The 21,409-nt window shown below is 72.2% G+C and carries 17 protein-coding genes; 3 read left to right on the top strand and 14 right to left on the bottom strand.

Annotated features, from left to right (window positions below; all coding sequences use genetic code 11):
- Window positions 1–34: 34 nt before the first annotated feature.
- On the top strand, window positions 35–643 hold the full coding sequence (locus tag NYE39_RS10885) for a PadR family transcriptional regulator (protein WP_236953401.1): 609 nt from the start codon (window positions 35–37) through the stop codon (window positions 641–643).
- On the top strand, window positions 640–1,734 hold the full coding sequence (locus NYE39_RS10890; RefSeq protein ID WP_072626009.1) for an inositol-3-phosphate synthase: 1,095 nt from the start codon (window positions 640–642) through the stop codon (window positions 1,732–1,734). Before NYE39_RS10885 ends, NYE39_RS10890 begins: the two co-directional genes overlap by 4 nt.
- A 186-nt stretch (window positions 1,735–1,920) precedes the next feature.
- Here the strand turns inward: NYE39_RS10890 and NYE39_RS10895 are convergent, their stop codons facing one another.
- Window positions 1,921–3,123, bottom strand: coding sequence for a cytochrome P450 (locus tag NYE39_RS10895; protein WP_341012681.1), 1,203 nt, complete (start codon window positions 3,121–3,123; stop codon window positions 1,921–1,923).
- Window positions 3,124–3,190: 67 nt separating this feature from the next.
- On the opposite strand from NYE39_RS10895, the gene NYE39_RS10900 reads away from it, so the two are divergent.
- Window positions 3,191–3,409 (top strand): biotin/lipoyl-binding carrier protein, encoded by a 219-nt coding sequence (locus tag NYE39_RS10900; protein ID WP_072626011.1) that lies wholly within the window; start codon window positions 3,191–3,193, stop codon window positions 3,407–3,409.
- Between the two features lie 84 nt (window positions 3,410–3,493).
- Here the strand turns inward: NYE39_RS10900 and NYE39_RS10905 are convergent, their stop codons facing one another.
- The 13 genes from NYE39_RS10905 to NYE39_RS10965 form a co-directional block, all read right to left on the bottom strand.
- Window positions 3,494–3,772 (bottom strand): WXG100 family type VII secretion target, encoded by a 279-nt coding sequence (locus NYE39_RS10905; RefSeq protein ID WP_125932886.1) that lies wholly within the window; start codon window positions 3,770–3,772, stop codon window positions 3,494–3,496.
- A gap of 45 nt (window positions 3,773–3,817) precedes the next feature.
- Window positions 3,818–4,090, bottom strand: coding sequence for a WXG100 family type VII secretion target (locus tag NYE39_RS10910; protein WP_159451182.1), 273 nt, complete (start codon window positions 4,088–4,090; stop codon window positions 3,818–3,820).
- Window positions 4,091–4,272: 182 nt separating this feature from the next.
- On the bottom strand, window positions 4,273–8,676 hold the full coding sequence (locus NYE39_RS10915) for an FtsK/SpoIIIE domain-containing protein (protein WP_164513619.1): 4,404 nt from the start codon (window positions 8,674–8,676) through the stop codon (window positions 4,273–4,275).
- Window positions 8,677–8,681: 5 nt separating this feature from the next.
- Window positions 8,682–11,111, bottom strand: coding sequence for a transglutaminaseTgpA domain-containing protein (locus tag NYE39_RS10920; RefSeq protein WP_341012682.1), 2,430 nt, complete (start codon window positions 11,109–11,111; stop codon window positions 8,682–8,684).
- Window positions 11,108–12,526: a DUF58 domain-containing protein gene (locus tag NYE39_RS10925; protein ID WP_341012683.1), complete on the bottom strand. Its 1,419-nt coding sequence runs from the start codon at window positions 12,524–12,526 to the stop codon at window positions 11,108–11,110. Before NYE39_RS10925 ends, NYE39_RS10920 begins: the two co-directional genes overlap by 4 nt.
- 19 nt (window positions 12,527–12,545) lie before the next feature.
- The gene (locus NYE39_RS10930; protein ID WP_072626016.1) at window positions 12,546–13,514 is read right to left on the bottom strand and encodes an AAA family ATPase; all 969 of its coding nucleotides are present in this window, start codon (window positions 13,512–13,514) and stop codon (window positions 12,546–12,548) included.
- 13 nt (window positions 13,515–13,527) lie between these two features.
- Entirely contained in the window at window positions 13,528–14,880 is a 1,353-nt protein-coding gene (locus NYE39_RS10935) for a hypothetical protein (RefSeq protein WP_341012685.1), read from the bottom strand.
- 73 nt (window positions 14,881–14,953) lie between these two features.
- Window positions 14,954–15,670 (bottom strand): hypothetical protein, encoded by a 717-nt coding sequence (locus tag NYE39_RS10940; RefSeq protein WP_341012686.1) that lies wholly within the window; start codon window positions 15,668–15,670, stop codon window positions 14,954–14,956.
- On the bottom strand, window positions 15,670–16,158 hold the full coding sequence (locus NYE39_RS10945) for a hypothetical protein (RefSeq protein WP_341012687.1): 489 nt from the start codon (window positions 16,156–16,158) through the stop codon (window positions 15,670–15,672). The genes NYE39_RS10940 and NYE39_RS10945 overlap by 1 nt, the downstream gene beginning before the upstream one ends.
- A 5-nt stretch (window positions 16,159–16,163) precedes the next feature.
- The gene (locus NYE39_RS10950) at window positions 16,164–17,861 is read right to left on the bottom strand and encodes a serine/threonine-protein kinase (RefSeq protein WP_341012688.1); all 1,698 of its coding nucleotides are present in this window, start codon (window positions 17,859–17,861) and stop codon (window positions 16,164–16,166) included.
- Between the two features lie 7 nt (window positions 17,862–17,868).
- A complete protein-coding gene (locus NYE39_RS10955; RefSeq protein WP_341012689.1) occupies window positions 17,869–20,085 on the bottom strand; it encodes an FHA domain-containing protein in 2,217 nt (738 codons plus the stop codon).
- Window positions 20,086–20,087: 2 nt separating this feature from the next.
- A complete protein-coding gene (locus NYE39_RS10960; RefSeq protein ID WP_341012690.1) occupies window positions 20,088–20,888 on the bottom strand; it encodes a PP2C family protein-serine/threonine phosphatase in 801 nt (266 codons plus the stop codon).
- Window positions 20,889–20,923: 35 nt separating this feature from the next.
- The gene (locus NYE39_RS10965) at window positions 20,924–21,397 is read right to left on the bottom strand and encodes a hypothetical protein (RefSeq protein WP_072626022.1); all 474 of its coding nucleotides are present in this window, start codon (window positions 21,395–21,397) and stop codon (window positions 20,924–20,926) included.
- Window positions 21,398–21,409: the final 12 nt, after the last annotated feature.

A 21,409-nucleotide genomic window follows, 5' to 3' on the forward strand; every position in this document is an offset into this window, starting at 1 on the left:
GGCCCGGTCCACCGATGGAGCGAAGGGAGCTGACGTGCGCCGTCGAGAGATGCTCGAGTTCGCCGTCCTCGGCCTGCTCCACCAGAGCCCGCTGCACGGCTACGAGCTGCGGCGTCGGCTCAACGCCCGGCTCGGCGCCTTCCGCGCGCTGTCCTTCGGCACCCTCTACCCCTGCCTCGCGAGCCTGCAGGGGCAGGAGCTGGTGAGCGTCGACCGCGACGAGCCGCGCGCCGCGGGCAGCCGCCGGCAGCGGATCACCTACACGATCACCGAGGCCGGCCGCGAGGCCTTCGCCGCGATCGCCGGGCGCACCGACCCGAGCAGCTGGGCCGACGACGCCTTCGACGTGCGCCTTGCCTTCTTCGCCCGCACCGAGCGCGAGGTGCGCCTGCGCCTCCTCGAGGGTCGCCGCGCCCGCCTGGCCGAGCAGCTGGGCGCGATGCGCGCCGCCGAGCAGGGCGAGCGCCTCGACCGGTGGACCGCCGCACTCCACAGCCACGGCGAGGACGCGACCGAGCGTGCCGTCGCCTGGCTCGACGAGCTCATCGACGCCGAGCGTCGCGCACCCCAGGTGCGACCGGGCTCGCTGAGCGACCCCGCCCATCCCGCCTTCAACCCGCCCCCCACCAAGGAGAACCCATGACCGCCATCCGCGTCGCCATCGTCGGCGTCGGCAACTGCGCGAGCTCGCTCGTCCAGGGAGTCGAGTACTACAAGGACGCCGACCCGCAGGGCACCGTGCCCGGCCTGATGCACGTGACCTTCGGCGACTACCACGTCTCCGACGTGCAGTTCGTGGCTGCCTTCGACGTCGACGACAAGAAGGTCGGCAAGGACCTCGCCGAGGCGATCAACAGCTCGGAGAACAACACGATCAAGATCGCCGAGGTCCCGACGACCGGCGTGACGGTCCAGCGCGGACACACCCTCGACGGCATCGGCAAGTACTACGCCCTGACGATCGACGAGTCGCCGGCCGAGCCGGTCGACGTCGTCCAGGCGCTGCGCGACGCCGAGGTCGACGTCCTCGTTTCCTACCTGCCGGTGGGCTCGGAGGAGGCCGACAAGTTCTACGCCCAGTGCGCCATCGACGCGGGCGTCGCCTTCGTCAACGCGCTGCCGGTCTTCATCGCCTCCGACCCGGAGTGGGCGCAGAAGTTCGCCGACGCCGGCGTCCCGATCATCGGCGATGACATCAAGAGCCAGGTTGGCGCGACGATCACCCACCGCGTCATGGCCAAGCTCTTCGAGCAGCGCGGCGTCGTCCTCGACCGCACCTACCAGCTCAACGTCGGCGGCAACATGGACTTCAAGAACATGCTCGAGCGCGAGCGCCTGGAGTCGAAGAAGATCTCCAAGACCCAGGCCGTCACCTCCAACCTCGACGGCCCGCTCGCCGGGGTCGGTGCCGACGACCGCAATGTCCACATCGGCCCGTCGGACTACGTCGCCTGGCTCGACGACCGCAAGTGGGCCTACGTGCGCCTCGAGGGTCGCGCCTTCGGCGACGTCCCGCTCAACCTCGAGTACAAGCTCGAGGTCTGGGACTCGCCCAACTCCGCGGGCATCATCATCGACGCGATCCGCGCGGCCAAGATCGCCAAGGACCGGGGCATCGGCGGCGCCCTGCTCTCCGCGAGCAGCTACCTCATGAAGTCCCCGCCGGAGCAGCGCGAGGACACCGAGGGCCGCGCGAAGCTCGAGGCCTTCATCGCCGGCACCGAGGAGCGCTGACCAGAGCGGCGGAGGGTGGGCCCGAGGAACGAGGGTCCGCCCGGTGGAGCGACGGGAAGCGCTCCTCCATCCCATCCGGAGCGCTGACCAGAGCGCTGACCCACCTACCCCGCGTTTTCCGGGTCACCCGACAAACACCCCCTTCGCAAGGGTTTGAAACCCTTGCGAAGGGGGTGTTTGTCGTGCTCAGCGGCCAGCGGGCCCCACGGTGACCGGCAGCGCGGCCAGACCCCGCAGGACCCAGGTCGGGCGGCGGGGCGGGGCACCGGCGAGGGCGATGTCGGGGAATCGCTCGAGCAGCCGTCGCAGGGTGATCTCGAGCTCGACCCGGGCGAGCGGTGCGCCGAGGCAGAAGTGGCGCCCGAGGCCGAAGCCGACGTGCGGGTTGGGGTCGCGTGCGACGTCGAAGGCATCGGCACCCGTCGCCGGGTCGGCGCCGAAGACGGCGGCGTCGCGGTTGGCCGAGCCCATGAGGCAGGCGACGGTCTCCCCCTTCGCCACCGTGACGCCCGCGATCTCGACCTGCGCGGTGGCGGTCCTCTCGAAGAGCTGCAGCGGCGCGTCGAAGCGGATCAGCTCCTCGAGCGCAGTCGCCGGCGTGACCTCACCGGTCGTGACGCGGGCCAGTTGGTCGGGGTGGCGCAGCAGGGCGTGGAGGCCGTTGCCGAAGGTGTTGACCGAGGCCTCGTGGCCGGCGTTGAGCAGCAGGACGACCGTCGCGATGAGCTCCTCCTCGCTGAACCCGCTGCCACCGTCACGCTCGGCGATGAGGTCGCTCACGAGGTCCTCGCCCGGCTGCGCGCGACGCAGCTCGACGACGCCGCGCACGTAGTCCGCGAAGTCCGCGCTCGCGCGCACGGCGGACTCCCGGGTCGCCTCGTCGACGCCCTGCTCGTACATGTGCACGATGGCCTGCGACCAGTCGCGCAGGCGGACGTGGTCCTCGCGGGGGACCCCGAGCAGGTCGGCGATGACGTAGACGGGCATCGGCTCGGCATAGGCGGCCAGGACGTCGACGGGGCCGGTCGCGTCGAGCTCGGCGAGCATCGCGTCGGCGAGGGCCTCGATCCGCGGCCTCATGCGCTCGACGTGCCCCTTGGCGAAGGCACCGGCGAGGAGGCGGCGCATGCGGGTGTGCTCGGGCGGCTCGTTCTCCATGAGCTGGTTGCGGTGCAGCGTGTTGAAGGGCTCCATCTGCTCGGCCGGCTGCCAGTCCGTCCAGATCCGCCCGAGTGCCCGGTGCCGAAGGGTGGCACTCACCGCCGCGTGCGTCGTCGCCACCCAGCGCCCGTCGGTGGCCCGGAGCATGGGCCCGGCGTCCCGCCAGGTCGCCAGCAGCGGGTAGGGGTCGTCGACGAGGGCCGGGTCGAGGAGGTCCACCGTGGTCATGCCGCCATCATGGCCACCCACGGACCGGCTGTGTCCACCACACCCCCGCCCGACTAACCTCAGTGGCATGGGTCACAGAGTCGAGTCAGAGCTGGTCGCCAATGTCATCGCCGTGCAGGTCGCTGCCGACCAGCAGGTCGCCGTGGGCGACGAGCTCGTGCTCCTCGAGTCGATGAAGATGGAGATCCCGGTCCTGGCGGACCGCTCCGGTCGCGTCCTCGAGGTCAAGGTGGCCGCCGGCGACGTGGTCCAGGAGGGCGAGGTGCTCGTCGTCATCGACGACTGATCTGCGCTGCTGCACCCCGCGGCATGACGAAGGGGGCGGACCCGACCGTGTGGTCGGATCCGCCCCCTCGACGTGCGAGCCGGATCAGGCGCCGGAGCCCTTCTCCTGCTGGTCGGCCTGCTGGATGGCGGCCTTGGAGTAGGCCTGCAGCGCGTCCTGGGCCTGCTGGAGGGCCTTGGCGGCGTCGCCCCAGGCGTCACCGAACTGCTCGGAGTCCGGGCCGAGCCAGTTCTCCTTGAGCGTGCCCGCCTGCGAGGTGCCGTTGGAGCTGATCTCGCCCACGCGGCCGGCCTCGGTGTTGAGCTGACCCGCGACCTCCTTGACCCTGCCAGTGTCCATTCCGTCGGTCAGGTTTCCACCCATGTCAATCTCTCCTTAAGTCTCGTGTGTCGTCGTCTGGGTCGCGGCTCAGGAGCCGGAGACCTCGGCCTGCTGCTGGATGTCGCTCTGGAGCTGCTCGCAGAGCTGCTCGATGAGGGCCTTGATCTTCTCGAGCGCCGGGCGGTGCTGACCCTCCCACTCCGAGACGAACTTCTCCGAGTCCGGGCCGTTCCAGGCCTCGTTGGCCTGCTGCACCTGGGTGTTGACGTTGTTGATGACGCCGTTGAGCTCCTCAGCGAGGTTCTGCCACTTGGGCAGCTCGCCCTTGACGGTCTCGAGGTTCATTCCGAGCCAAGCCATCTTGTCCTCCTGCGTGTAGGTGTTGCTGCTGGTCTGTTGTGTTCCCTGCGGGCTGCTGTTCCCCTGCCCGACTGAGGTCAACACTAGGGACAACGTGCTCGCGAGGTACATGGGGAGGACTCCCCACCCACTCCCCTGCTAACAGATGCGAAGCCAATTGCGTTGTCGCACAACAAAATTCGTCATCGAACGGCCATCTCCGGACGCGCGATCTGGACGATCTCCGCCTTGCCCTTGCGCACCAGGACCCCCCGCCCCTCGGGCATGAAGACCCGCGCGAGCGGCGGGAAGTTGGTCTTGAAGATCATCGAGGACTCGGACCCGTCGGGGGCCAGCGCCATCCCCGAGCGTGCCGCCTTGACCAGGCCCGGCAGACCCATGCTCGTGGTCATGGCGCTCGGGTCCGCCTCGGCCACGACGAAGTGGTCGTTGTCGACGAGCGGCTTGATCGCGTCCTGCAGCGGGCTCTGGTAGGGCGAGGTGTTCAGGTCGTCGAGCTTTTCGACCATGAGCACCTGCAGCGGCGAGCCCTCGTCGAGCGCCCGCTCCTTGAGCAGCTCGCACAGCTCCTTGATGTCGTCCTCGCGCGTGGCCGTGCGATCGAACTCCGGCAGTGCGGTCAGCTCGGAGTTGCGCCGCAGCGTGATGAGGTGCAGCTGGGCGCTGGGCCGCCACCGCTTGATGGCCTTGGCCAGCTGGACCATCGTCGTGGTCCGCCCGCTCCCGGGCGGACCCGTGACGACGAAGCCACCTCGTGGGTCGATGGCCATCGGTGCGAGGTCGTCGGAGTTCATCGCGATGACCGGCAGCTCGTCGACCTGCGCCGGCAGGTCCGCCGCCGGCACGATCTCGGGCAGCGAGGCGACCTCGGGCGCCCTGGGCACCCCGGACTTGGCCATCGTCTCGGCGAAGCCGCGCACCATGCGGGACTGCTCGGACGCGTCGGACGTGCCGCCGAGGACGGCGACCTGGACCTCACGCTTCTTGAACAGACCGCGCCCGGGCGGCGAGTCGGGGGTGAGCACGTCGGTGGGCAGCCCGAGGAATGAGTAGTCGTCCTCGGTCGCCATCCGCAGCGAGAAGCGCGACTGCACCGACGAGCCCATCGACACCGGCAGGCCGTTGCGGGCGTCGACCGACAGGACGAAGTGCACCCCGACCGGTCGGCCGTCCGCGAGCAGCGAGGTGAAGGCGTCGAGCCACTTCATCAGCGCGCCGGCCGACTCGTAGGCATTGCGGAAGGCGGTCAGGCCGTCGACGAGCACGAAGATCCGCGGCTCAGAGGTGTTGCCGGTGAGCCGGCGGTACTGGGTGATCGTCGTGGCATTGGCCTTGGAGTAGCGCACGGCCCGCTCCTCGATGATCTCCCGCAGCATCGTGATGAGCCGCTTGACGCGCTCCTCGTCCTGGCCGGAGATGATGCTGCCGACGTGCGGCAGCTCCTCGAGCATGGCCAGACCGCGGTTGCCGAAGTCGAGCCCGTAGACGTGGCAGGGACCACCGCGCACGGTGAAGCCGGCCGCGATGGCGATCGTCCGCAGGAAGGAGCTCTTGCCCGACCCGGACGCGCCGAAGACCGCGAGGTTGCCCTCGGCGTCCGGGCGGAAGGAGATCGTCGGCTGGCTCTGGTTCTCGGGGTTGTCGGCGATGCCGATGACCAGCTCGTCGTCGCGGCGCTCGGTCGGCAGCTTCGCGAGGTCGTAGACCTCGGCGAGCTCGGGCAGCCACGGCTTGCGCGGGATGGGGATCTCCGACTCGACGCGAGCCTTCTCGACCGTCTCGACGACGCGCTGGATGTCGGTCGGGCCGAGGTCGGCGTCCTCGTCCCCCTTCGGCTTGGCGGGCAGCTCCCAGGTGACGGGCGCACCGAAGGTGAGCGTGGAGACGAGCATGTCCGGCGGCGGCGGGGTGTTGCTCGTCCAGCCACCGGCGTAGCCGGTCTGGAAGGGCACGAGACGTCCGGGACCGGACTTGGCCATCGCACGCCCGGGCAGACCCGGGTCGAAGTAGGCGGCGTCCTTGGTGCCGAGCACGTCGGACGAGTCGTCCTCGTCCGCCATGCGCAGGGCCATGCGCAGGTTGGTGTTGGCGCGCAGGTTGTCCTTGATGACGCCGGCGGGACGCTGCGTCGCGAGAATCAGGTGGATGCCGAGCGAGCGGCCACGCTGGGCGATGTTGACGACGCCGTCGACGAAGTCGGGCACCTCCTGCACGAGCGCGGCGAACTCGTCGACGATGATGATCAGGCTCGGTGGTGCCTCGACCTCACCGCGGCGCTCGAGCTCGACGAGGTCCTTGGCCTTGAAGCGCGCCAGCAGGTGCTCTCGGTAGTGCAGCTCCGCCGACAGCGACGCGAGCGCTCGCCGCACGAGGTGCGGCGACAGGTCGGTGACCATGCCGACGGTGTGCGGCAGCTGGACGCAGTCGCGGAAGGCCGAACCACCCTTGTAGTCGACGAGCAGGAAGGTCACCCGCTGCGGGCTGTTGGCCGTCGCCATGCCGAGGATCCAGGCCTGGAGCAGCTCGGACTTGCCGGCGCCGGTGGTACCACCGACGAGCGCGTGCGGGCCGTCGGTGCGCAGGTCGACGCTGTGCGTGCCCATCGCGGACTGCCCGATGACGGCGCGAAGGGAGCCCGGCTTGCGGCTCGGGGTGGGCGGAGCGTGCCGCCCCGTGAGGATCGAGCGGTTCTCGTTCCACCGCTCGATGACCGCCATCTCGGAGTGGGCGATCTCGGTGCCGACCAGCGCGAGGTAGGAGACCGAGCGCGGGATGTCGGAGTCGTCCTGGGAGACCGCGCTGGAGTCGGTCATCGGGGCCAGGTTGCGGGCTGCGGCGACCGCCTCCTCGACGGGGATGAGGTCGGTCTGCACCCCGCTGGCCACCTGGGCCGGGCCGACCCAACCGACCTGGCAGCTGCCGTCCTCACCGACCTCGACAAAGGTGCGGCACGCGGCAGGCAGCTGCTCGGTCACCGGGGCGACCCAGATGACGACGACCCGGTGGCGCCAGCCGGCCTCGGCGAGCTGGACGAGGCGCGCCCGCTCCACGGGGGCGTCGTTCTCGACGAGCACGACGACGGCCGGGCCGGTCATCGGCGTCGAGCTGCCGCGCTCGGAGCCGGCGGCCACGATCCCCTCGAGCTGCTCCATGATCGCCGCGCACCCCGGGCCGGAGCTCGCGGTGTGCTGCACGTCGAGCGGGCTCTGCGGGGACGAGGTGTGCGGGGCCCACTTGAGCCAGTCCCAGTCCCGCGCCGAGGTCGTCGACGCCAGGGCGCACATGACCACCTCGGCCGGCGAGTGCGCGGCCATGGTCTGCACGACGAGCGAGCGGGCGAGCCCCAGCGCTGCCTCGCGCGGCCCGGAGACGCCGATCGCGCCGTCGAGCAGCGGGTGCGCGGTGACCGGGACGTCGGCCACGACACCCAGGCCCTGCATGAGCTGCGAGACCTCGAGCCAGGCCTCGGCCCGGGTGCGTCCCATCTTCGGCAGCTTGATCTCGCTGCGGCTGGGGCGCACGCCCAGGCCGAGCCGGTACTCGAGGAAACCAGGGTCCGCGGGGCGTCGGGTCCACATCAGCGGGTGGTGGACGGCGACCGCCCGGGCGAAGTCGGTGACCGCCGGGTGCTCCTGCCGCCGGATGTCGTGCTCGCGGTCGAGCTCGACCTCGATGTCCTCGACGAGGTAGCCCACGTCCTCGCGGAAGTCCTCCATCGCCTCCTCGAAGTCCAGTCGCACCCGCCGCTTGGACTCCCAGGTGTTGGCGAGCATCATCATCGGCATCATGAGCATGAACATGATCGTGAAGCGCGAGCGGGTGATGGCGAAGAGGGTCGCGCCCATGAAGACCGGCACGAGCATCATCGCCAGCGGGATCCGCTGCGGCTTGCCGCGCTCGGGCAGCTCGGGCACCTCGAACTGCAGACCTTGGTAGATCGGCGCGATCCGCGGCGAGCGGGTGAAGGCCACGTCGCCGGAGTCGGTGGTCGTCACGCCCGCGGCCCGCGTCTTGGCGGAGATCTTGAAGGTCGTGTCGCCGATCGTGAAGGACTCGCCCTCGCGCAGGATCGCCCGGTCGACCTGCTCGTCACCGACGACGACGCCGTTGGACGAGCCGAGGTCGGTCACCTCGACGACATCGGCGACGAGGAGCTTGGCGTGCTTGCGCGAGACCGATGCGTCGTTGATCTGCACCTCGCAGTCGCGCCCGCGACCGACGTGCGAGGTCCCGCGCTGCAGCTGGTACTCCCGGCCGGCGTCCGGCCCGGCGATCACCTTGGCGACGGCGATCGGTGCCTCGGTGTCCTTGTAGCCCGACGAGCGCCGGGTGACGGTCAGGTGCGCACCCGACCGCAGCCCCGACTCCTGGACCGTGGTGTTGGGGTCGACCGCGCGGTAGTTCTCGTCGACGAGGGCGAGCGTGTGCTCGCCGAGGTCGGAGCGCTCGTGCGCCGCACCGCCACTGCGCTGCCGCTCCGGGTCGGACAGCACCAGGTGCTCGGCGAGGTCGCCGACGGTGGTGCGGCCGTCGACCGTGGCGACGAGGTCGGTGTCCTCGTTGCCCGACCCACGCAGGGTGAACATCAGCTTCATCTCAGCGCCTTACGGGAGGAGGTGGTCGTGCCGTGCATCCCGATGTCCTCGTGACGGGACAGCAGGGACCGGGGGTCGAAGGTCGCCCGCACGCGGGTGACGAAGGGGGCCGTGCGTCGCAGCCGTCGGCGCACCTGTCGCAGCTCACCCTGCCAGTGACCGACGGCCGTCGGGTCCGGTGGGGCGGGACCGAAGACGAGCGCGTCGGCCCGCATCGCGGCGGGCACCGCGTCGACCTGCGGTCCGAGGGCCCGGGCCTGCTCGACCCGGGTCCCGCCGGCCGGCAGCGGCATCCCGAGGACGCGGGCCTCCGCGAGCAGGTCGTTCCATGCGCGACCGATCCGCTGGTCAGGCGTGCCCCTCCGCAGTCGCACGGCGCGGCGGGCCGCGGTGACGACCGGCGTGAGCAGCAGCACGAGCAGCGGCAGCAGGACGAAGACGGCGAGGAGCTGGGCCCACAGCGGCCAGGTCGACGGCGAGCTCCAGTCGACGACCGGCTCGGGCGGCGGGGGCGGCTCCTCCGGTGGGGGCGGCGGGGGCTCGGCCGCCGGCTTGTCCCACGGCTGGGGGTCGTTGTCGGCCGGTGTGGCCTGCTCGGCCCGGTCGGGGACGAAGGTCGGGGCGAGCACCTGGTACCAGCTGCCGTCGCGCAGCCGCACCTCGACCCACGCGTGGATGTCCCGGCCGCGCAGCAGTCCGTCGTCGGTTGCCGTCGCCCCCACGACGACGCGCGTCGGGATGCCCAGGCGGTTGCCGATGATGCCGAGGGTCGCGGCGTACTGCTCGTCGTTGCCGGCGAGCACCTCGGAGTTGAGGAAGCGGTCGAGACGGCCCTGGCCGTGACCGGCCGGGTACAGCTGGGCGGTCCGCGCGGTCGCAGCCCGCTCCGAGTCGCTCGGCGCCTCCGACCCGGTGGCCGGGGTGCCGTCGGTGTAGGTGCCCTCCTCGCGCATCGTCGTCGCGATCTTGCGGAACTGCTGCCACGGGTCCTGCGACTCGCCCTTCCACACCTGGATCCGGGCGTCGACGAAGGAGGTGTCGCCGGTCATGGGCATCTCGCCCCGCGACACGGGCAGGGTCTCGGGCAGTGCGCCCGACCCCTCCGGCGGCAGCGCGGTGCGCACCTCGTAGACGTCGCCGGGGCGCAGCCCCGGAGGCACGAGGACGGTGTTGGTGCTCAGGTTGAGCCAGGCCTTGTCCTGCAGGCGCTTCTGCGCGGCACCGAGGAACTCGATGCCCTCGACCCGGCCGGAGGTGAGCAGCCAGCCGCCCGTGTAGCCCTCCTCCGGCACGGTGACCTTGACCTGGGTGGGACGCCCGCTCGCGAGCACCCCGACGCGTCGCCCGAACTGCTGGAAGGAGCGGCCGGCATCGGCCCGGGTGTCGCCGCGCCCGGCGATGCCCCAGGTCGAGCCGTCCCAGGTGTCGAGGGTGGCCAGGCGCATCGGCGTGTTGCGGGGCACCCCCTGCACGCGGAGGATCTCGCGGTTGTAGAGCTGCGAGGGGCTGTCCTGCGTGAAGTTGCGGAAGCGGCTGAGCGGGGAGGCCATGATCGTCGTGTCGTGGCCGGGCACGACACCGGTGCGCACGACCCGACGCTGGTCCTCGTGGTCGCGCCCCGGCAGGTAGGGCCCGAGCGTGCCGCCCACGAGCGCCGCCACGAGGAGGATCAGCGCCCCGGAGACGACCCGGGAGAGGGCCGGCCGCCGCATCCCGGGCCGGGCGATGCCGATGTCGGGGTCGAGGTGGTCGCGGGCGACGACCCAGCCGATGAGCAACAGCGCGAGGAGCAGCCCCTGGACGAGCAGCGATGCCGGCTCCGTCGTGCCGAGCGCGGTGGTCACGGCGAGCAGCGCGAAGGGGGTGGCGACGAGCCGCAGGCGGGAGCGGGTGATGCGCGCGGTCGCGTAGGTCAGCGTCGTGGCGACGAGGGCGATGAAGAGCGGCACGGCGAGGATGTGCCCGCGCGCGTCGACGGGTGGCACGAGCGTCAGCAGGTCCATCCAGCCGGAGATGGGGCCGGCGGCGAGGTCCTTGAAGGTCTGGCCCGTGGGCAGCGCGCCCCACTTCACGTCGTCGCGCACCGCGAGGATGCCACCGAGGAGGAAGTACATGACCGCGCCCAGGGCGGTGGTCGCGACGAGCGGCCACCGGTAGGTGCCCTGGATGTGCCCGAGGACGAGGCCGAGGAGGAGGCCGACGGCGGCGGCCCGCCACCACTCCCACCCGAAGACGACGGTGCGTAGCCCGACGAGCCCGCAGGCGACGACCGCGATGGTGAAGACGGTGTCGACCCAGTGGGCCGGCCCGGGACGCATCCGGCCGAGCGTGGCCCGGACCTGCTCCTTGGCCGTCAGCTGGGGCTTGATCATCCCCTCCTTGGGGGCCCCGATGACGCCCACGTCGGTGGTCCGTCCGCCGCTCATGCCGGCACCAGCCCCCCGGAGACGGTGGACAGGTCGGTGAGCTCGCCGATGGTGACGATGCTCAGCCCCCGCAGTCGGCGCAGGCTCGCATCGGCCACGGAGTCGACGACGACGGCCACCTTGTGGACCTCGGTCTCGAACTCGCCCAGGCACTGCTGGATCTCGAGGAAGGCGCGCCCCGGCCCGGTGACGAGGACCGCGACCGAGGAGTCCGGCGCCTGCTGGACGAGCAGGCGCGCGGAGCGCACGAGGTCGACCCGACCCACGGTCGCGGTCGTCAGGGTGTCGAGGACGAGCGGGACGGTGGTGCGGGAGGCGAAGCCGTCGTTGCACACGACCGAGGCCTCCTGCTCGTCGGTGATCGACTGGACCATGAGCGAGGCCGCCGCGGCGATGGCGGTCTCCACGTCCCCTTCGCCGCCGGGGTACATCGCGGGGTCGGTGTCGACGACGACCCCCAGGTGCGAGCGCCGGGTCTCCTGGAACTGGCGCACGAGGAGGCGGTCGTGCTTCGCCGACGAGCGCCAGTGCACGTAGCGCCGGTCGTCGCCGGGCTCGTACTCGCGCAGCGCGTGGAAGTCGATGTCGGCCATGGACAGCTCGGGCGTGACCTCGCCCTCGAGGTCACGCAGGAGGCCGTGGGCCCCGGACTCGAGGGCGATCCGCCGCGGGTGCACGTGCATGAGCTGCACGCCACCGAAGGTCACGGTCCGGCGGGTGATGCCCAGCGGATCGCCCTGCACGGTCGTCGCCGGACCGACGGGGATGACGCCGCGGCGCGGCGTCGCGATGGGGAAGGCCGTGCGGTGGCTGGACCCCTTGCGCAGGAGCGGGACCGGCAGCACCTCCTCGTGGTCGCCCACGGGCAAGCGCACGAGCGAAGGGAGCATCGTGCGCCGCGTCGAGTTGGTGAGCACGACGTGGGCCTGCGCCAGGTCCCCGATCTCCGCCCGCAGGGGTTCGACGACGAGCTCGACGTCGGCCCGGTGGCTCCCGATCGACAGCAGGACGCACACGACGACGAGCGCGAGCATCGTCGCGGCGATGATCGCCGGCTCGGCCCAGCCGAGCAGGGCCGAGAGCACCCACAGCACGACGGACAGGCCCAGGAAGGTCCAGCCGAGAGGCGTGATCCAGTCGAGCCGCCCACCGAACCACTGGCGCCGGACCCGCTCGTCCGTCGCCGTCGCGCCGCGCCGCACGGCTCGGGTCGCGCCGCGACCGGCATTGACGACCGAGGCCCCGGGCAGGGTCACCGTGCGCTTGGTACCCGTCGACCGCAGCCGGGCCGAGGTCGCCATCTGCTCCAGACGGGAGTCCTCCTGCCGGGTGCCGCCCGGCATGGCACCGCCCTCGCGCACCCGGCCGCGCCCGCGCGGGGCCTGCGGCGGGGGTGTGGGCAGTCCTGTCGTCATCGCTGGTGTCCCTCGTGGGTCAGGCGACCCGCTCGGTCGGCGGGGCGACCTCGCCGAGGATCTGGGCGATGACCTCGCTCGTGCGCACGCCGGCGAACTCGGCCTCGGCGGTGAGCAGCAGCCGGTGCGTCATGACGGGCTCCGCGAGGACCTTGATGTCGTCGGGCACCACGTGGGTGCGGCCCTGGCTCGCGGCCCAGGTCTTGGCGCAGCGCACGAAGGCCAGACAACCACGCACCGACAGGCCCAGGCGGATGTTGCGGTGTCGTCGGGTCTCCTCCGCGATCCGCGAGACGTAGGCGAGGATCGCCGGGTCGATGTGCACCTGGTCGGCCAGGCCCGCCATGTCCTGCACGACCTTGGCCGTGACGACGGGCCGCAGACCCTGGGTACGGTCGCGGCGGGCCGCGTCGGCGAGGACCGCGACGGTCGCCTCGTGGTCGGGGTAACCGAGCGAGGTCTTCATGAGGAAGCGGTCGAGCTGCGCCTCGGGCAGCCGGTAGGTCCCGGCCTGCTCGATGGGGTTCTGCGTGGCGACGACCATGAAGGGCCGGCCGACCTCGTGGGTCGTGCCGTCGACGGTGACGCGGCCCTCCTCCATGACCTCGAGGAGCGCGGACTGCGTCTTGGGCGAGGCGCGGTTGATCTCGTCGGCGAGCACGATGGTCGCGAAGACCGGGCCGCGGTGGAAGTCGAACTTCTTGGTCTGCTGGTCGTAGATCGTCACGCCGGTGACGTCGCTGGGCAGCAGGTCGGGGGTGAACTGGATCCGGCTCGAGGAGCCCTGGACCGTGCCCGCGACCGCCCGAGCGAGCTGCGTCTTGCCCGTGCCGGGATAGTCCTCGAGGAGCAGGTGCCCCTCGGAGAGCAGGCAGGTGAGGGCCAGCCGCACGGTGTGCTGCTTGCCGAGAACGACCTGGTCGACGTTGCCGACCATCTGCTGGAAGGCCTGGCTGAACCAGCTGGCCTGCTCCTGGGAGACGCTCATCGTTCCTGCTTCCTCATCCGGTCTTCGTCGATGTCGTGGGGCTGCTCGTGCGGGTCTTGCTCGGGCTGCTGCCGGGTCGTCGGGTGCTCGTCGTGCTGCTCGGGCTGGGGTCCTCGCCCCACCCGGAGGGGTCGTAGCGCTCCGGGTCGCCACGCGGGGCTCCTCCCGGCCAGGTGTCGATGCGCAGGTCCCCCGGCAGGGTCAGGTCGTAGACCCGGCCGGTGTCGAGGTCGTTGAGGACGAGCTGGCCGCGGTCGTGCCGCACGGCGACGCCGTTGCGACGGGTGCGGTTGCCGGCAACGGGCAGCTGGCTGGTCTGCGCCTGGGTCTGGCCGCAGGCCCGACCCCACAGGATCGTGCCGCCCATCCCCCAGGCGGCGTAGAGGCAGTCGCCGTTGACGACCGGGCGGGAGATCTTGTTGAACTGCGCCTGCGGGCGCTCGTCGCCCTCGTCGAGGCCCGAGACGACGCCCACGTCGGCGCCGTCGTGGTCGCTGTCCTCGGTGATGCGCGCGTAGCCGGCGCGCTCGAGGGTCTGGTAGCCGACGACGTCACTCGCCGGGCCGGGCTGCTGCAGCGCGACCATGGCCAGGTCCTCGCCGGCGTTGTCCTGCGTCCCGCCCGCGATGGGCTGCGGGTCCAGCAGGTGCTCCGACATCACGTCGCCGGTCTCGAGGTCGAGGACCACCCACTCGTCGCCGACGGCGGTGATGTCGGCAGCGCGGCCCGAGAAGTCCAGGTCGGTGCGGATCGGCTGACCGAAGCCGTCGCCCTCTGCCGGGATCTCGACGACCCGGCCGCTGTCGGCCGAGACGGCCATGATGTCGCCGTCGAGGTCGACGGTCACCGCGGCCTGCTTGCCCACCGTGTCGAGCTCACCGGTGTCGAGCAGGTCGGCGATCGGGGTGCCACCCGCGGGGTCGAGGCGCTTGCCCCAGATCCGACCGGTGTCGTGGTCGACGACCGCGAGGGTGTCGCCGCCGAGGGCGACGCGGTCGGGCTCGTGGAAGTCGACCCCGGTCACCGGGGTGGGTTCGGGCACCTGCACCTCGCCCTTGATCCGCTGCCCCGTGCGCGTGTCGAAGGCGATGAGGCGGCGGTCGGCGGTGACCCCGACGGCATTGCGGCCGTCCTGGAGCACGTCGGCGCGCAGCACGTCCCGGCCGGTGCCGGCGTCACCTGCGCCGCTCAGGACGAGGTCGAACTGGTGGGCACCCGTGTTGACCCGGGCCCAGTAGCCGGTGCGACCGCCGGAGACCCACAGGCCACCGTCGGTGAGGGCGACGTCGTGAACCGGCTGGCCGTCGGAGCGGGTGGCGAAGATCGCCGCGACGACGACGAGCAGCGAGACGATGCCTCCGGACACGACCCGCAGCCACACCGGACGGCGACGTCTGCCCGTGCCCCTGCTCTCCTGCCCCTGCGCGCTCATCCGGCGCTCAGCCCTCCGCGGTCTCGGGGTCGTCGAGGAGGACGAGGTCCTCCTGGGTCACCATGCGCGTGGACAGCGCGTGCTCCACGAGCCGCGACTTGCGGTTGCTCGCGAGCTTGCCCGGGCCGCCGTGCAGGCCGCGGATCCCGGCGTCGGCGAGCTTCTGGCAGACGTTGTCGAGCTTGCGGTTGAACTTCGTGACCTTCCAGCCCAGACGCTCCGCGGCCACGGCGGAGGACGGGATCGTCCCCTGGCCGGCCCCGTCGCGCCGCAGGAAGTCCTCGCACAGCGCGACCACGAGCAGCTTCTGGTCGGGGGTGAAGGCGACCCGCCCCACGGTGGTCTCGCCGCCCTGCTGCGGCAGCAGCACCTCGTGGTCGACGGACGTGAAGCTGGGGTTGCCGACGAGGACGTCGAAGTCGTAGGTCGTCGGTCCGGCGGTGAACCACACGGTGACCCGCTCGAAGGCGAGCGGGATGCGGGCGCCGGGGTTGAGCCAGGCCTGGAAGAGGCCCTTCTTGTCGGCGACGGTCGCCGTGAGGGTCGAGCCGATGTTGGTCAGCCACCACCAGCCGCCCTCGTGGGTGATCTGCAGGAAGTTGCGGTGGAGGAAGGGGTTGTCGTCGATCTCGACGTCGCCCTCGCGGCCGATCGTCAGCGTTCCCTCCCGCGGTGCCTCGTGGACCTCTCCGCAGAAGTCCACCGTCACGACGCTGTCACTCATCAGCTACCTGCCTCCTCGCACTGGACCGCCGACCACCCTGAGGTCTGCGTCCCGCCACCCCGGACGACCTGCACCATGCCACACTGCCGCACCCCGGGGGCGATCGTCTGCTCGTACTCCGTCTCGCCACGTGGGAGCGGCACCGCCCCTCCGGTGACCGCGTCGGGGGCACCACCGGTCTTGATCCTGAAGTAGTCGCCCTCCCGCAGACCCTCGTAGTCCATCGTCCACGTGAGCTGGTTGCCCTCGACGCTCACCTTGAGCGTGGGCCGCCCCGACAAGGCGCCGCCGGGGGTCTCGGCCCCGGTACTCGTGGGCGAGCTGACCTCCTCGCCGTCGCGGGTGACCCACAGGACGCCCCCGATGATGCCGATGACGAGGAGCACCCCGACGATGCTGGCGACGAAGGGGATCAAGCCCACCTCGATCCCCTTCGACGGCTGCTCGGGCGTCGCGGGCTGGCCCTGCGGCGGGACACGACCTGACATCCCACTCATTCCTTGTCCACGCACGTGACGTCGCTCCACGGGGTCCGCACCTCGTCAGGCTCCTCGCCGCGCCGCGCCTGTGCCTGACCGCACAGCTGGTCGGCCGTGCCGAACTCCTGGGAGAAGGTCCCCGTTCCGTCCGCGATCTGCGGCACCCCGTAGGCGGTCGCCCGGTCGAGGTCGCCACGCTCGGGCGCCATCCGGACGAAGTACGTGTCGCCGTCCTCGTAGCCGTCGACGGACATGACGAAGACGGCGCTGGACCCCTCCTGCTTGAGGTCGGCGGTGGGGACCGTCGCCTCGAAGGACCCGTCACCGGTGTTGCCCGAGGTGCCACCGGTGGTCTGCTCCCCACCACCGTCTCCGGTCACGGCGATCGTGGTGCCGATGACGCCGGCGAGCACGACGACGGCGGCCGCCACGGCCGCCACCGGCACCCACCGCCGACGGGTGGACGGTGGCGGCTGCGGGCCCGGGGACTGCGTCGGACGGGGCCCGGAGGCCTGCGGCGGGCGCGGTCCCGAAGCCTGCAGCGGGCCGGCGTGGCCGGGTCGCGGGGCACTGCGCTGCGACGGCCGCGGGCCGGAGACCGTGGGAGGCGGCGGGCCGCCCGTCGCCCGGGCCGCGACGCCCTCGGCGATGGGCACCGGGCCGGTCCCCCCGATCGTGCGTCCGCCGCTCAGCTGGCCGCCGATGACCGGCTGGCCCAGCGGGGGCGGGGGCGCGCCCGGCACGGGTCGCGGACCGCCGCCCGACCCCGAGCCGGAGTTCGCGCGCAGCTGGGTGCGGTCGGGTGAGTCGGCGTGGCTCGCGCCGGAGTCCCCGGAGTGGCCGAGCTCGTCGAGGACGACGATCGCCGTGCGCGAAAAACGCTCGTCCTGCTCGATCGCCTGAAGGCTGCGGGCGAACTCGATGGCGCTCGCCGGCCGGGCGAGGGGGTTCTTGCTCATCGCCTGCGCCAGCAGTCGCTCGAGCGACTGCGGCACGTCGGCCCGGCCCGTCGTCGGCGGCGGGTTGGAGCGGATGCGTGGCATGAGCGCATAGGCGGAGTTGTCCCCACCCGGCACCTCGAAGGGCGAGCGCCCGACGAGCAGCTGCCACAGGGTGGCCGAGAGCGAGTAGACGTCGGCCCGCGCGTCGCCGTTGCTCTGCCCGAAGAGCACCTCGGGCGGGGCCCACGGGATGGAGACGCCGATGTCGTCGTCGAGCTCCTCGAGCGCACCACCGCGACCGGCGATGCCGAAGTCGGTCAGGCCCGGCGAGCCGTACTGGCTGACGAGCACGTTGGCCGGCTTGATGTCGCGGTGGATGACGCCAGCCCGGTGGGCCGTCTCGACGGCGCTCGCGAGCTGGATCCCGGTGCGCAGCACCTCCTCGACGGAGAAGCGCGCCGCCCGCGCCCGCTGGGCGAGGTTGGGCGGCGGGTAGTACTTCATGATGAGGTACGGCCGGCCGTCGTCGCTGGTGTCCGAGCGGAAGACCTGGACGATGTAGGGGTGGTCGGCGAGCTGGGCCATGGTGTTGGCCTCGTCGATGAACTGCTGCTGGATCGCTTGGGTCAGGCCCTCGGTCTTGAGGACCTTGACCGCCACCTTCATCCGTGGCATCTGCTGCTCGTAGAGGAAGACGTCGGCATAGCCGCCCGACCCGAGGGGCTGGACGTAGTCCAGCCCGGGCAGCTCCGGAGGGAGTGCGCTGCTCACTCAGGCATCATCCCGTGACCTCGAAGACCATCGAGACCTGGTCGGCGAGGGTGACCGTCGTGCCCGGCTCGATCGTCTGCTGGTCACCCGGGCGCACGCGCACCGGCGAGGACCCCGGCAGGGCGACGGTCGTGCCGTTGGTCGAGCCGAGGTCGCGGACGAGCACGTGCCAGCCGTCGAGGACGATCTCGACGTGGTTGCGGGAGATCTCGTTGTCCGGGCTGGAGATCCGCACCAGGTGCGGGGCGCGGGCGCCGCTCGCCTCGGCCGACGCGCGGGGCGCGCGGCCGATGAGCACCCCGCGGTCGAGCGTCACGACGTCTCCGGTGGACAGGCGCAGCAGACCGAGCGCGGGGCGAGGCGTCTGCTCGGGCGTCTGGGTCGGCAGGTCCTGGCCGCACACGCGGCAGCGGGTCGCGTGCGGGGCGTTGTGGTGGCCGAGCGAGCACCGGACCGCGAGGACCATCGGGCCGCTCGGGATCTCACCGGTGTCGACCCCGACCTCCTCGGGCGCCGCCCCGGCCGGGACCGGCTCGGCTGCTCCGTGGTCGGGGGTCGGCAGCGGCGGCAGTCCGCCGGGCATGCCGGGGGCCGCGGCCCCGCCACCCCACGGGACGGCGGAGATGACGCCACCGTCGTCGGCGGCAGGTTCGGCTGCGGGCGAAGGGGGTGCCGCCTCCGTCGTCGGGGCGGCCGCCGGAGTGCTCGTCGGCACGCGCGAGCCGACGAGGTGACCGTCGGCGAACTGCGGACGCACGACGCCGGGCTCGTGGCCGGAGGCGTCGTCGCGGGCCGCCTGGACCCGCGAGGGACCGGACCCGGCGAAGGGCTGCGGGGCCGGGGTGTCCCCCAGGCCGGTCGAGGCGCCGACGACCTCGGGACCGTTGTCGACCGCAGGGGCCTCGGGGGCCTCAGCAACGGGCTCCTGCGGGGGCACCGCCGGCCCGTCCGCCATCGGCTGCTCGGGCGACCAGCCGGCGTCGCCGTGGTCGTCATGCTGCGCGGGCGCGCTGCCGGGCATGGGCGGCAACCCGCCCGGGAGGGCCCCCACGGTCGGCCCCTGCGGGCGCGCGGGAGCCGGGGCCTCGTCCTCCTCCGTCGGCGGGGCGAGGGTCGCGTTGGCAGGGTTGTCCTGGGCCTGGAAGCCACCGGCGGCCGCCACGGGACCGGAGTCGATGGACTCCTGCGCCTCCTCCTCCTCGAGACCGGCGAGCAGCGAGCTGCGGTGGCTGTGGGTGTTGCCGAAGAGGAAGTCGAAGCTCGGCAGCTCCTCCTCGTCGTCGCCACGTGCGGCGGCAGGGGCCGGTGCTCCCGGGGCCTCACCGGCCGGGGTGTCGCCGGCCGGGGTGTATTCGACTGGGGTGTCACTGGGCGCGGTGGGCTCGGCCACCGGGGCGGGTTCGGCCGGCGCGGCCTCCGGCTCGCTGATCTCCTGCGGCGTCGGTGCGGGCGTCTCGACGACCTCGCCGGCCTCGACCGGCTGCTCGTCGGTGGGGGCGGTGGGTGCCGGGTCCCGGGCGGGCTGGCCACTGGAGTCCGGCCCGGGCGCGGGGTCGGGGACGACCGACAGCTGCGGCCGACCGGTCGCCGCCTCCGAGGCGGCGGGGGCGCCGCCGAAGACCGAGGGCACCGCCCAGCCGGTCGGCTGGGCGGACGGCGGCTCCTCGACGACGGGATCCTCGGCGGCCGGCTCCTCCTGGGGCGCGAGCGCCTCGGCCTCCGCCGGCTCCGACGGCGTCGGCTCGGCGTCGGTGGCCTCGGGGTGGGCCACCTGAGGGGTCATCGGATCGGCGGGGGTGTCTTCCGTGGCCCCCGAGGCCTCGGCAACCTCCGGCTCGGCGGCCCCGGACTCGGCCGCGGGCTCGGGCTCGCCCGTGACGAGCACGACCTCGCCGTCGAGGACGGCGTCCTCGTCGGACCACGGGCCGCGGGCTGGAGCGAGGAACTCGCGGGTGGAGCCGTCGGCGGCGACGACCTGCACCGAGGCGGTGCCGCGCACGAGGACCCGACCGGAGGCCTGGTCGACGACGGCGAAGTCCGGGGTCCGTCGGACCCCGCCAGAGCTCAGCTCGTCGGTGACGACGTCGGCGAGCTCGTCACCGTCGGCCGCGTCGAGCGCGGCGCCGATGCGCTCGGCGAGGGCGTCGTCCCCCTTCGCCAGGACGGCCACCCCGTCGCGGGTGACCTCGACCCAGCCGTCTCGACCCTCGATCCTGCTCTGCATGGTCACTTCTCCTCGCTGACGATCTCTCGCGGGGTGGTGTCGTCACCCGGCTGCCGCGGGCTCGTCTCCGACAGGTCGTCCCCGACGTCGCCGTCGAGGTTGACGACGACAACGGTCACATTGTCCCTGCCCCCGGCCTCGACCGCGGCGCGGACGAGCTCCTCGGCCGCGACCTGGGGGTCGGGGCACTGCTGCAGGATCTCACGCAACCGCTCGTCGGTGATCTCGTTGGTCAGGCCGTCGCTGCAGATGACGAAGCGCTCACCGGCGTAGGGCGGCAGGACCCAGACGTCGGAGTGGTAGGCGTAGTCGGTGCCCAGGGAGCGGGTGACGACGTTGCGGGCCGGGTGCACCCGGGCCTCCTCGGCGGTGATGACGCCGGCGTCGACGAGCTCCTGCACCTCGGAGTGGTCGACGGTCACCTGGCTGAGGGTCCCGTCGATCCACCGGTAGACCCGTGAGTCGCCGACGTTGAAGACGGCCCAGTGGTCGGACCCGCCGGCGGTGACGAGCACGATCCCGGTGGCGGTCGTGCCCATGCCGCGCTGCTCGGGGTGCGACGCGACCCCCTCGAGGATCCGCTCGTTGGCCACGAGCAGCTGGCGGGTGACGTCGTCGGAGGTCAGCTCGCCCCGCGTGACGAGCTCCCGCATCGTCTCGACGACGATGCTGCTCGCGACCTCGCCGGCCGCGTGCCCGCCCATGCCGTCGGCGACGACGAAGATCCCGCCCTCGGCCAGCGCCGAGTCCTCGTTGTGGTCGCGGACCCGCCCGGTGTCGGTCGCGGCTCCGACACGGAGCATCAGGCCGGGGCGTTCATCAGGGTGCGCCACCGCAGTCACTTCGTGACCCGGATGGTCTGCAGGATCTGCTGCACCTCGGCATAGGCGCTCTGCGCGTCCCCGCCCCCCACGGACCCCGTGGCCTGCACGAGGTCGACGATCCGACCCCGGCGCGACCCGGCGAAGAGGTGGATCTGCACGATCGTGCCGATCTCGGGGTCGGTCCACGAGACGTTGACCCCGAGGAAGGGGACCTCACCGAGGGTCAGCTCGAAGGGCTCGTCGACGTGACCGTCCTGCTGGTCGCTGACGAAGCCCCGCAGCTCCTGCAGGGCGTGCCGCATGGTGAAGTCGGCGGTGCGCTGGAAGCCGCGGACGACGACATTGGGCGCGAAACCCTGGTCGCTGTCGATGCGCCGGCAGGACAGCAGGGTCCCTCCGACGCGCACGGGCGCCCACGTCTCGGGCACGTCGACGGTGACCCCGGGGGGCCCCGGAAAGACCTCGCTGGGGTACTTCAGCTCTGGCATCGGTGGGAGTCC

Source organism: Janibacter sp. FSL W8-0316 (assembly GCF_038004165.1).
Lineage (GTDB): Bacteria > Actinomycetota > Actinomycetes > Actinomycetales > Dermatophilaceae > Janibacter > Janibacter indicus.